Genomic DNA, 11269 nt, shown 5'->3' with positions numbered 1-11269 from the left:
CCGTCGGTGGCCGCCTGTTCGAAGGCTGCCAGCGCCGGGGCGTAGGCGTCCACGATCGTCTTGTCGCCCGGCTGTGCGCCACCCAGCTTCCGCACCGCAGCGAGCCCGGCCGCCAGCGCCTGCGCGAGCTGTGCCGGATCGGCGGCCGGGCCCGTCAGGGCGGCGCCCATGGCGCGGAACGCGCTCCCGTACAGAGGCCCGGAGGCGCCGCCCACCTTGGAGATCAGCGTGCTGCCGGTCTTGGCCAGGACCGCTCCGGCGCCGTCCGGCTGCAGGGCGTCGAGGGCCGTGAGCACGGCGGTGAAGCCGCGTTCCAGGTTGCTGCCGTGGTCGCCGTCGCCGATCGCCGAGTCGAGGTCGGTGAGCTGCTGCCGGTGCTCGGCGACGGCGGCGGCGAGGGCGCGGATCCAGGCTTCGGCGCGTGCGGCGTCCATGGTCATCCGGGGGTCTCCTTCGGGGCCGGGCGGTTTCAGGAGCGGTGCAGGGCCGGGGTCGCCACCGGGGCGTCCCAGAGTTCCAGGAGTCCGGTGTCCGCCTTGGCGAGGGTGAGTGAGAAGCCGGCCATGTCCAGACTGGTGACGTAGTTGCCGACCAGGCTGCGGGCGACGGTGATGCCGCGTGCCGCCAGCAGCGCGGCCACCTCGCCGTAGACGATGTACAGCTCCAGCAGCGGGGTGCCGCCGAGGCCGTTCAGCAACGCGATCACCTCGTCGCCGGCCGTCAGGTCGTGGTCGGCGAGGACGGTGCCGACCACCTCGGCGGCCAGCTCCCGGGCCGGGCGGATCTTCTCCCGGCGGCGGCCCGGCTCACCGTGGATGCCGACGCCGACCTCGATCTCGTCCTCGGGCAGCTCGAATCCCGGCCTGCCCGCCGCCGGGACGGTCGCCGCCGTCAGGGCCACCGCGAAGGACCGGGAGGCAGCGTTGACGCGCGTCCCCAGCGCGGCGACCTCGTCCAGGCCGCCGCCGCGCTCCGCCAGCGCCCCGGCGATCTTCTCCACCAGCACGGTGGCGCCGGTGCCCCGGCGCCCCGCCGTCCAGGTCGAGTCCTCGACCGCGACGTCGTCGTTCACCAGGACGGTCCGGACCTCGATGCCCTCCTCGGCGGCGAGTTCGGCCGCCAGCCCGAAGTTCATCACGTCACCGGTGTAGTTCTTCACCACGAACACCACGCCCGCGCCGGTGTCGACGGCCTGCGCGGCGGCGAGCAGCTGGTCGGGCACCGGGGAGGTGAAGACCTCGCCGGGGCAGGCCGCGTCGAGCATCCCCGGGCCGACGAAGCCGCCGTGCAGCGGCTCGTGGCCGGAACCGCCGCCGGAGACCAGCGCGACCTTCGGCGCGGCGGGGCGCACGGCCCGGGTGATCACCCGGTTCGCCACGTCCACGGCCAACTCCGGGTGGGCGGCGGCGACCCCGGCCAGCGCGTCCTCCAGGACGGTCTCCGGGGTGTTGATCAGCTTCTTCACAGCGCGCGCTCCCTCGGGTGACAGTTCGGGCCCGGACTCGGGCAGCGGTCGTGACGGACGCCGCCCCGGCCGACGCTACGCCAGAGCGGGCCGGTCGGCGCGGAACGCGACACGCGCGATCGAACTGACGGGCGGGCGCGGGGTGGTGAGCCGGGCTAGGGTCGGGGCATGACCGGTCCGGTGGGTGTCGTCCTCGTCTCGCACAGCGCGGCCATGGCCGCCGGTCTGCGCGAACTCCTGCGCGAACTGGGCTCGGACGCCGTCCCCGTGGTGCTCGCCGCCGGCACCGAGGACGGCCGGCTGGGCACCAGCTACGACCTGATCGTGCGCGCCGTGGCGGCGGCCGACACCGGTTCGGGCGTGGTCGTGCTGCCAGACCTCGGCAGTTCGGTGCTGACCGCCGTCACGGCGCTCGCCGACCACCCGCGCCCGGGCGCCGTCCTGGTGGACGCGCCGTTCGTGGAGGGCGCGGTGGCCGCCGTGGTGACCGCCTCCACCGGCGCGGCGCTGGCGGAGGTGGTGGCCGCCGCGGAGGAGGCCCGGGGCTACCGGAAGTTCTGACCGGCGCCGGTCACTTCGCGTCCGCGTAGCACTCCACCACGGCTGTGCTCAGCGGGAACCGCACCGGGGTGGCGCCGAACACCAGCGTCCGGGCCTCCTCCGCCGCCTCGGCGACCGCGGCGGCGACCTCGTCGGCCAGGTTGGCCGGAGTGTGCACCACCACCTCGTCGTGCTGGAAGAACACCAGGTGCGGGCGGTCCGCGGCCGCCGTGTCCAGTGCGCCCAGGCGGCGGCGGAGCGCCGCGAGCAGGGCCAGCGCCCAGTCGGCCGCGCTCGCCTGGATGACGAAGTTGCGGGTGAACCGGCCCCGGGCGCGCGCCGAACGGGCCCCGCCCTCGGCCGCGTTGCCCGGATCCTCGGTGAAGTCCAGCCAGTCCGCGGAGGGCGGCGGGCAGACCCGCCCGAGCCGGGAGCGCACCACGCCCCCGTCCTCGCCCGTCCGGGCCGCCGCCTCCACGTACCCCATCGCGGCCGGATAGCGGCGCCGCAGGGTGGCGAGCAGCGGACCGATGTCACCGCTGGTCTGGCCGTACATCGCGCCGAGCAGGCCGAGCTTGGCCTTCGCCCGGTCGCCCTGGAAGGCACTGGCGGCGAGCGCCTCGTACAGGTCGCCCTCGGCGGCGCTGCGGGCCAGCCCGGCGTCCTCGGACAGCGCGGCCAGCACGCGCGGCTCCAGCTGCGCCGCGTCCGCGACGACCAGCAGCCAGCCCGGGTCGGCGACCACCGCGCCGCGCAGGATGCGGGGGATCTGCAGCGCGCCGCCGCCCCGGCTCGCCCAGCGGCCCGACACCACACCGCCGACCACGTACTCGGGACGGAACCGGCCGCCGCGCGCCCAGGCGTCCTGCCAGGCCCAGCCGTGGGCGGCGTGGATCCGCGACAGCTCCTTGTAGCGGATCAGCAGCGCGGCCGCCGGGTGGTCGACCCCGCGCAGCTCCCAGGAGCGGGTGGAGCCGAGCTGGACGCCCTGGTCGGCGAAGGCGCGCAGGACCTGGGTGTGCGAGTCGGGGTTGAACGGGCGCCCGCCCAGGGCCTGCTGGAGCTCCGCCGCCAGCTCGGCCAGCCGCCTCGGCTGGGTGCCGGGGATGTGCGGGCGCGGGCCGAGGAGTTCGGTGAGCATCGCGTCGTGGATGTCCGCCCGCCAGGGCAGGCCGTCGAACGCCATCTCGGCGGCGACCAGCGCGCCCGCCGACTCCGCCGCCACCAGCAGCCGGAAGCGGGCCCGCGCGGGGGAGCCGGCCCCGGCGGCGGGCGCGGGGCCGGCCGCCGCCGCGGGCTCGGTGATCTCCTGGAGCCGGCGCTGCTGATCCGCGTGGACGGCGACGACGGCCTGCAACGGGTCGGTGGCCGGCGGCAGCTGGAGGCGGTCGGGGGCGAACAAAGTGTCCTGGTCGCCGGCGCCGCCCGTGTCGGGCAGGTCCGGCGGGACGGCCAGGCGGTGGATCCTGGCCCAGGCCGCGCCGAGCGAGCGGGGCTGGCCGTAGCGGCCCTCGTGGGTGAGCAGCAGGGCCTCGGTCAGACGCAGGTCGTGACAGCGGGCCAGGCGGCCGGGGAGCTTGGGCAGCAGTGGCGCGTACGCGCCGTCGGTGGCGGCCCAGACCCAGCGCGGGTGCGAGGCCGCCTCCTGCCCGGCCACGGCGGCGGCGAGGTCGGGGGCGTGGACGGGAGGGCCGAGGGGCGTGCCGGAGTCGTCCAGCGGTTGCAGACGGCCGCCGGGGCCGTGCGGGTCGGGGGCCAGGGCGATCCGGGGCGGCACGGGGTCTTCTCTCGGTACTGGTGGGCGGTGCTTCGGCGTCAGGGTGTTCGGGTGGTGCGTTCGACGGTAGCGGTGAGGTCTGACAAAGCGGGGGAAGCGGCGGCCGCGCGGGGTGTCCGGCGGCCCGGCCGGTGCCCCGGGAACAAGTCCGGTGACTGGCTGTGGGCCGCTGATCGGGTACCGCGTAGGGTCGGCGAAATGACCGAGAACCCCTTCTTCGAGCCCAGCACCCTGGTCTACGAACTGCCGCCCTTCACCGTGATCCGGGAAGAGCACTACCTGCCCGCCTTCGAGCGGGGCATGGCCGACCAGCTCGCCGAGATCGCGGCGATCGCCGCCGATCCGCAGCCGCCGACCTTCGAGAACACCCTGGTCGCCCTGGAGCGTTCCGGTGCGCTGCTGCGCCGGGTCTGCGCCGTGTTCGACAACCAGAGCGTCGCGGACACCAACGACGTGGTGGACGCCGTCGACGCGCAGATCAGCCCCCGGCTCGCCGCCCACCGCGACGCCGTCCACCTGGACGCCGCGCTCTTCGCCCGGATCGACGCCCTGCACGCGCGGCGCGAGACGCTCGGCCTGGACGCCGAGTCGCTGCGGCTGCTGGAGCGCCACCACACCCGGTTCGTCCGGGCCGGGGCCCGCCTGGCCGCCCCGCAGCAGGCCCGGCTGCGCGAGCTGAACACCGAACTCGCCTCCTCGGCGACGGCGTTCCAGCAGAACGTCGCGGCCGACACCCGGGCCCGGGCGCTCGTCCTGGACAGCGCCGAGCAGCTCGACGGTCTGTCGGCGGACGCGGTGGCCGCGGCGGCCGAGAACGGCCGGGCGCGCGGCCACGACGGCAAGTACGTGCTGAGCCTGAAGAACTTCTCCAACCAGTCCGAACTGGCCCAGCTCACCGACCGCTCCGTGCGCGAGCGGCTGCTCGCGGCCTCGCTCGGCCGCGCCGCGCAGGCCAACGGCCCGCTGGCGATCCGGATGGCGGGCCTGCGCGCCGAGCGGGCTCAGCTGCTCGGCCACCCCAACCACGCGGCGTACGTCGTGGCGGACGAGACGGCGGGCAGCGTCGCGGCGGTCGACGCCCTGCTGGCCCGGCTGGTGCCCGCCGCCGTGGCCAACGCCGAGCGGGAGGCCGTCGAACTCGCCCGGTCGGCGGCGGCCGACGGCATCACCGAGATCGCCGCGCACGACTGGGCGTTCTACTCGGAGCGGGTCCGGCAGACCTCGTACGACGTGGACGCGGCGGTGCTGCGCCCGTACTTCGAGCTGGAGCGGGTGCTGCACGACGGCGTGTTCTTCGCGGCGGGCCTGGCCTACGGGCTGACCTTCACCGAGCGGCCGGACCTGGTGGGCTACCACCCGGACGCCCGGGTCTTCGAGGTGTTCGAGGAGGACGGCGGCTCGCTCGGGCTGTTCCTGGGCGACTTCCACGCCCGGGCCTCCAAGCGCGGCGGCGCCTGGATGGACGAACTCGTCTCGCAGTCCAGGCTGTTGGACCGGCGCCCGGTGGTCCTGAACAACCTCAACATCGCGCGCCCGGCCGCCGGCGAGCCGGTGCTGCTGACCTGGGACGAGGTGCGGACGCTGTTCCACGAGTTCGGGCACGCGCTGCACGGGCTGTTCTCGGACGTGCGCTACCCGCTGTTCTCGGGCACCGGCGTGCCCCGGGACTTCGTCGAGTTCCCCTCGCAGGTCAACGAGATGTGGATGGCCTGGCCGGCCGTCCTGGCCAACTACGCCAAGCACCACGTGACGGGTGAGCCGCTGCCGGCCGGGCTGGTCGAGCGGATGACCGCCGCCGAGGGCTTCGGGCAGGGCTTCCGCACCGTCGAGTACCTCGCGGCCGCGCTGCTGGACTGGGCCTGGCACACCATCCCCGCAGGCCACCGGATCGACGACGCCGAGGAGTTCGAGGCACAGGCACTGGCCGCGGCCGGCCTCGCCGTGGCCGCCGTCCCACCGCGCTACCGGACGACGTACTTCAACCACATCTTCGCGGGCGGCTACAGCGCGGGGTACTACGCGTACATCTGGTCCGAGATGCTGGACGCCGAGACGGTCGGCTGGATCAAGGGCAACGGCCGCACCGTGCGCGAGAGCGGCGAGGCGTTCCGGGCCGGGCTGCTGTCGCGGGGCGGCAGCGTGGACGCGATGGAGTGCTTCCGCGCGGTCGTCGGCCGCGACCCGCAGCTCGGCCCGCTGCTGGCCCGGCGGGGCCTGGCGTAGCGGTGCGCCGCAGTGGCCCGCCGTCCCCCGTCCGGGCGGCGGGCCCCGGCGCGGGGTGACGGGCCGGAACGGCCCGACAGGCAGGAGTGTTCAGTCGGCCGCCCGTGCCGCCGGTGCCGCCTGGGACGGTTCGGCGGCCGGTTCGGCGGACGGCATGGTGGCGCTCGGCAGGTCGGCGGCGGCGGCGAGCCGGCCCCAGAGGAGGTCGGCCAGCGCCTGGACCATCCGGGCGCGCGAGCAGGGCCTGCTCTCCAGCCACCAGTCGCCGGCCGCCAGCACCATGCCGGTGATGCCCCGCCCCCAGGCCTCGGAGAGCAGTTGGGCCTCCGGGCCGAGGTCGACCTGGAGCAGCACGGCGTTGGTGATCTCCTCGGCGATCTGCCGCAGGGCCGGTGCGAGGGCGTTGCCGGCGCCGGTCGGGTCACCGGCCTCGGGGTGGGTGAGCAGCCGGTAGACCTGCGGGCGGGACTCGATACCCGCCAGGTAGGTGTCCAGGACGTGTTCGACCCGGTCACGGCGCTCCAGCGGTTCGTTCAGCGCGGCCCGGACGGCTGTCAGCAGTCCGCCGGTGTGGCGCTCGGTCAGGGCCCGGATCAGGCCGGTACGGTCGCCGAAGTGCCGGTACAGGATGGGCTTGGTGATGCCGGCCTCGGCGGCGATGGCGTTCATGCTCGCGGCGGGGCCCTCGCGCTGGACGACGCGGTCGGCGGCGTTCAGCAGTTGTTCCCTGCGGGGCTCGCCGGGGCTGGCGGGGGCGGCGGGCGGCACGGGCGGCTCCTGGCTCGGGCGTTGTCGGCGGAGGGCCGGCGGGGAGGGCGCCGGGCGTTGACATTTCCTACGTATCAGTAGCAGACTCCCAGCGATGTTACCGGGGGTAACACCATTCGACCCGACCGGAGGCACCATGAGCACCTTCTCGCTTGACCCGGGCCCCGACCAGCTCGCCGTACGCGACTGGCTGCACGGCTTCGCCGCCGACGTGATGCGCCCCGCGGCGGCCGAGTGGGACGAGCGCGAGGAGACCCCCTGGCCGGTCATCCAGGAGGCCGCCAAGCTCGGCATCTACTCGCTGGACTTCTACGCGCAGCAGTACTTCGACCCCTCCGGCATCGGCATCCCGATCGCCATGGAGGAGCTCTTCTGGGGCGACGCCGGCATCGGCCTGTCGATCGTCGGCACCACGCTGGCCGCCGTCGCCGTCCTCGCGAACGGCACCGAGGAGCAGATCGGCACCTGGGCCCCGCAGATGTTCGGCACCCCGGACGACGTCAGGGTCGCCGCGTTCTGCTCCTCCGAGCCGGACGCCGGGTCCGACGTCTCCGCGCTGCGCACCCGCGCCGTCTACGACCAGGCCAAGGACGAGTGGGTGCTGAACGGCACCAAGACCTGGGCCACCAACGGCGGCATCGCCGCCGTGCACGTCGTGGTGGCGACCGTGGACCCGGCGCTCGGCGCCCGCGGCCAGGCCTCCTTCGTCGTCCCGCCGCAGACCCCCGGGCTGTCCCAGGGGCAGAAGTTCAAGAAGCACGGCATCCGCGCCTCGCACACCGCCGAGGTGGTGCTGGACGGCGTCCGGGTGCCGGGGAGCTGCCTGCTCGGCGGCAAGGAGAAGCTCGACGAGCGGCTCGCCCGGGCCCGTGAGCGGGCGGCCGGGAGCGCCGCGGGCAAGGCGTCCGCCGGAAAGGGCGGTTCGGTCAAGAACGCCGCGATGGCCACCTTCGAGGCCTCCCGGCCCGCCGTCGGAGCCCAGGCCATCGGCATCGCCAGGGCCGCGTACGAGGTCGCGCTCGACTACGCGAGGACCCGGGTGCAGTTCGGCCGGCCGATCATCGACAACCAGGGCGTCGCCTTCACCCTCGCCGACATGAAGACCCGGATCGACGCCTCCCGGCTGCTGGTCTGGCGGGCCTCCTGGATGGCGGCCAACCAGCAGCCGTTCACCTCGGCCGAGGGATCGATGTCCAAGCTGTACGCGGGCGAGACCGCGAAGTGGGTGACGGCGCAGGCGATGCAGATCCTCGGCGGCAACGGCTACACCCGGGAGTACCCGGTGGAGCGGATGCACCGGGACAGCGCCATCTACACCATCTTCGAGGGGACGAGCGAGATCCAGCGCCTGGTGATCGCCCGGACCATCTCCGGGATGCCGATCCGCTGACGCCCCGCGGCGTCAGCGAGCCGCCCAGAAGGTCAGGCCCGCGGTCAGCGCACCGACCGCCGCGCCGGCCAGGGTCTGCGCCGTCGTGTGGTCCCGGAGCACCACCCGGGACCAGCCGATGAGCACCACCAGCGGGTACAGCAGCAGCCACCACGGGCCCAGGGCGATCGCCAGGCAGGTCACGGCGCCGCCGGCCACGGCAGTGTGGACGGAGATCTTCCACCACACGGTGATCACCATGATCGGTACCAGCGAGGCGAACATCGCCAGCACCATGGCGGTCATGTCGGCCGGCGCGTCGAGCCACAGCATCACGGCGAAGCTGGTGAGCACCGAGAGCATGATGAACGGGATCACCACCAGGCGGCGCTGCCGCTGGCCGACGTGCCGGTCCTCCCACTGGCCCCGGCGCATCCCGCGCCGGATGAACCAGGTCGGGACGACGGCCGCGAACAGCGCCGCGAACGCGGCCCAGCCGAGGCCTGCCCAGCCGTAGCGACCCGCTCCGACCAGCGGCAGCACCGCGATGATCACGTTCTTCGGCTCGACCCAGTCGGTGACCCGTCGGGCCCAGGCGGTCTCGGTCGGCGCGCTCTCAACGGAAATCTTGGGCTCCAGGGCAGGTGGGCCGGGTGTCCGGTGATCATATCTACGCCACCCGGGCGCCCGGCCGCCCGAACGCCCCGGCGTCTGAACGCCCTGGCGCCTGAACACCCCGCCGGTGATCAGCCCCGCCGGTCACCGGCCCGGCGGCGCCGGCGGCTGGAACCTGGGCTCGCGCCGCTCCAGGAAGGCGGCCAGCCCCTCGCGGACGTCGGGAGCCCGGCGCGAGCGGCGGACCCAGGGCTCGATCGCCCCGGCCGCCTCCTCCGGCGGGCCGGCCAGCGCGGCCTTCACGGCGCCGATCGTCTGCGGCGAACGACTGCCGAGCAGCCGTGCGAACTCCAGCGCGCGGGCGTCGAGTTCGCCGTCGGGCAGGACCTCCTCCAGCAGGCCCAGCTCGGCGGCCCGGGCAGCACTCACCAACTCGCCCGAGAACAGCAGGTACTTGGCGCGGCCCGGGCCCACCAGCCGGGCCAGCCGGAGGGTCGGGACCGCCGGGTAGACCACGCCCAGCTTGGCCGGGGTGATGCCGAACCGGGCACCGTCCGAGGCGAACCGGAGGTCGCAGGCGACCGCCAGCTGGCAGCCGCCCCCGACGCAGGAGCCGTGGACCACCGCGATGGTCGGGTGCGGGAAGGCGGCCAGCGCCTCCTCGGCGAGGACGTTCTCCGCGTGGTAGGCGTCGGCCCGTCCGGGATCGCCGTACACCTCGGAGAGCTCCGAGATGTCCGCGCCGGCGCTGAAGGTGCCGCCCGCGCCGGTGACCAGCAGCGCGCGTACTCCGCTCCGGCCGGCCAGCAGCCGGAGCACCTCGGGCAGGCCCTGCCACATCGCCAGCGTCACGGCGTTGCGCCGGTGCGGGCGGTCGAACACGAGCACCGCGACGCCGTCCGGGCCGGTGCAGGCCCGCAGGCCGTCGATTCCGGTCGGCAGGTCCTCGCGGCCCCGCAGGAGCAGGTCGTCGGGCACGTGCGCCTCCGGCGGTCGGCGGGATCCGGGGCCGGGCCCGGGCCCATGGGTGGTCTGCAGGGGTCGGAGCCCACTCTCTCAGGTGGCCGGGCGAGCGCCGTAGCCGCCCAGTCCCCGCTCGGCGAACGCGAACGCCCGGACGGCGTTCGCCCTCGCCCCGGGCAGGGCGGCCGCAGCCGATTCACCGGCCAGCATCCGCTGCTGGTTGGCCTGCACCAGGGCCCGCCGGACCCCGAGGAGTTGGGCCGCGGCGACCTGCGCGATCAACCGCTCCCCGCCGGGCTGCTGGTTGGCCAGCTCCTCGGCGAGCAGTTCGTCGGCCCGGGCCGACAGCGCGAGCGCCCGGACGCCCAGCGCGGGGGTGGCGAAGATCAGCCGGACCACCTGGACGACGGCCGCGTCGTCGCTCAGTCCGGTCGCCGGGTCGTGCTCCTCCAGCCCGGCCAGGAAGTGCGCGCGGATCGCGTCGAGCGCGGACTGGCCCCCGGCCCGTCGGCGCACCGCTCCGGCCGGCCCGTCGGCCTGCTCCTCCAGGGGACGCATGACCAGGTCTTCCTTGGAGGGGAAGTAGTTGAAGACGGTCATCTTGGAGACGTCCGCGGCGGCGGCGATCTCGGCCACCGAGACCTGGTCGAAGCCGCGCTCCACGAAGAGCCCGATCGCCGTCCGCCAGAGGCGCTGAGCGGTCTGGAGCTTCTTGCGCTCGCGCAGGCTGGGCGCCTCGGGGACGGTTGTCTTGAGCATGACGCCAGTGTACCAGGATCAAATATTGGTCAAGTCAAAGAATGGACCAAGTATAAAGTATTTGTACTATCGAATTCCCGTGGCTCAGGGGGTATTTGGCGGACGCGGCGGCGCGGGGCGCTGCGGGGAGGCCCGGACGGGCCCCGGTGCCGGGGGCGCGGGCGGTGGGCGGCTCGACGGCCGGGGCCGGCATCCCGCGGAGATCCCGCAGGTCAGGCAGTGGGTGCCCCCAGCAGGATTCGAACCTGCGACCTACCGCTTAGAAGGCGGGTGCTCTATCCGCTGAGCTATGGGGGCGTGACGGGCCGACCCGGACAGGGCGTGACCGTCGCCGGGGTCTGGTGTCGAACGCCTCGCGGCGCCCGGTACCCGGCCCCGTTGTGGGGGTGCGGTTGGGGTTGGCGGAACCCTCGCCCTGTTGGGGACAGGATAAGGGTGTCCGGTTCCTCCACCGGGCCTGACGACACCGTCGCGGGTGGGTGGGCTTCGGTGGGGCGGTCCGATAATCGCAGGTGGAGGCCGTGCGTGCAGCGGTCTGGCGTGCTCTGGGTCCGGACGTTGTGCAGTCGTTACGGGGCTGTCGCCCCACCCGTTATGGATTCGGCACGGAGAAAGCGGTCGGGCCCGCGCGGGTGGGGGGCGAAATCGGGTTACTTCGGTCGGATGACGTGGGTGAATAGGCTTCCGGGCCACTCGTTCGGGGCGGCCGCGGGCCGCCGGGCCGCCAACCTCTTGTCATGGCCGCGCAGGTAGGGGGCCGCGGGCGGTGCGGCCGGGCCGCCGCGGCGGC

Annotated in this window: 10 protein-coding genes and 1 tRNA gene; 3 read left to right on the top strand and 8 right to left on the bottom strand. The window is 74.5% G+C overall.

The genetic code is table 11. The annotated features are described in order from the left end of the window. Nucleotides 1-440: dihydroxyacetone kinase subunit DhaL (dhaL, locus tag ACFUK0_RS37730; RefSeq protein WP_380258154.1), on the bottom strand; the 440-nt coding region annotated here is incomplete at its 3' end. A 29-nt stretch (nt 441-469) separates the two neighbouring features. Then, the gene (dhaK, locus tag ACFUK0_RS37725; protein ID WP_380258152.1) at nt 470-1465 is read right to left on the bottom strand and encodes a dihydroxyacetone kinase subunit DhaK; all 996 of its coding nucleotides are present in this window, start codon (nt 1463-1465) and stop codon (nt 470-472) included. A gap of 168 nt (nt 1466-1633) precedes the next feature. Here dhaK and dhaM point away from each other — a divergent pair, with 168 nt between their 5' ends. Beyond that, nucleotides 1634-2026, top strand: a complete 393-nt coding sequence (gene dhaM, locus ACFUK0_RS37720; protein ID WP_380258150.1) for a dihydroxyacetone kinase phosphoryl donor subunit DhaM — start codon at nt 1634-1636, stop codon at nt 2024-2026. A gap of 10 nt (nt 2027-2036) precedes the next feature. Here the strand turns inward: dhaM and ACFUK0_RS37715 are convergent, their stop codons facing one another. Then, nucleotides 2037-3782, bottom strand: coding sequence for a bifunctional 3'-5' exonuclease/DNA polymerase (locus ACFUK0_RS37715; RefSeq protein ID WP_380258148.1), 1746 nt, complete (start codon nt 3780-3782; stop codon nt 2037-2039). 198 nt (nt 3783-3980) lie between these two features. Here ACFUK0_RS37715 and ACFUK0_RS37710 point away from each other — a divergent pair, with 198 nt between their 5' ends. Beyond that, complete coding sequence (locus tag ACFUK0_RS37710) at nt 3981-6005, top strand: M3 family metallopeptidase (RefSeq protein WP_380258146.1); 2025 nt, start codon at nt 3981-3983, stop codon at nt 6003-6005. Between the two features lie 90 nt (nt 6006-6095). Here ACFUK0_RS37710 and ACFUK0_RS37705 read toward each other — a convergent pair whose 3' ends face one another. Further along, nucleotides 6096-6773 carry a TetR family transcriptional regulator gene (locus tag ACFUK0_RS37705; RefSeq protein ID WP_380258144.1) on the bottom strand — a complete coding sequence of 226 codons (678 nt, stop codon included), beginning with the start codon at nt 6771-6773 and terminating at the stop codon, nt 6096-6098. Between the two features lie 136 nt (nt 6774-6909). On the opposite strand from ACFUK0_RS37705, the gene ACFUK0_RS37700 reads away from it, so the two are divergent. Then, nucleotides 6910-8163 carry an acyl-CoA dehydrogenase family protein gene (locus ACFUK0_RS37700; RefSeq protein ID WP_380258142.1) on the top strand — a complete coding sequence of 418 codons (1254 nt, stop codon included), beginning with the start codon at nt 6910-6912 and terminating at the stop codon, nt 8161-8163. A gap of 12 nt (nt 8164-8175) precedes the next feature. Here ACFUK0_RS37700 and ACFUK0_RS37695 read toward each other — a convergent pair whose 3' ends face one another. The 4 genes from ACFUK0_RS37695 to ACFUK0_RS37680 all read right to left on the bottom strand — a co-directional run bounded on the left by ACFUK0_RS37695 (nt 8176) and on the right by ACFUK0_RS37680 (nt 10776). Further along, nucleotides 8176-8697 carry a phosphatase PAP2 family protein gene (locus tag ACFUK0_RS37695; protein WP_380258140.1) on the bottom strand — a complete coding sequence of 174 codons (522 nt, stop codon included), beginning with the start codon at nt 8695-8697 and terminating at the stop codon, nt 8176-8178. A 204-nt stretch (nt 8698-8901) separates the two neighbouring features. Continuing rightward, nucleotides 8902-9687 carry an enoyl-CoA hydratase/isomerase family protein gene (locus ACFUK0_RS37690; RefSeq protein WP_380258156.1) on the bottom strand — a complete coding sequence of 262 codons (786 nt, stop codon included), beginning with the start codon at nt 9685-9687 and terminating at the stop codon, nt 8902-8904. Nucleotides 9688-9813: 126 nt separating this feature from the next. Then, nucleotides 9814-10479 carry a TetR/AcrR family transcriptional regulator gene (locus ACFUK0_RS37685; RefSeq protein ID WP_380258138.1) on the bottom strand — a complete coding sequence of 222 codons (666 nt, stop codon included), beginning with the start codon at nt 10477-10479 and terminating at the stop codon, nt 9814-9816. Between the two features lie 224 nt (nt 10480-10703). After that, nucleotides 10704-10776: transfer RNA gene (locus tag ACFUK0_RS37680), tRNA-Arg, on the bottom strand. Nucleotides 10777-11269: the final 493 nt, after the last annotated feature.

This window comes from Kitasatospora sp. NPDC057223 (assembly GCF_042669755.1).
Classification (GTDB): domain Bacteria; phylum Actinomycetota; class Actinomycetes; order Streptomycetales; family Streptomycetaceae; genus Kitasatospora.
The sequence above is the reverse complement of the archived record's forward strand: the minus strand, read 5'-3'. Positions and strand labels throughout refer to the sequence as shown.

Coding starts and splice junctions, on each gene's coding strand:
- dhaM (WP_380258150.1), top strand. CDS start 1,634: ATGACCGGTCCGGTGGGTGTCGTCCTCGTCTCGCACAGCGCGGCCATG.
- ACFUK0_RS37700 (WP_380258142.1), top strand. CDS start 6,910: ATGAGCACCTTCTCGCTTGACCCGGGCCCCGACCAGCTCGCCGTACGC.
- ACFUK0_RS37685 (WP_380258138.1), bottom strand. CDS start 10,479: ATGCTCAAGACAACCGTCCCCGAGGCGCCCAGCCTGCGCGAGCGCAAG.
- ACFUK0_RS37710 (WP_380258146.1), top strand. CDS start 3,981: ATGACCGAGAACCCCTTCTTCGAGCCCAGCACCCTGGTCTACGAACTG.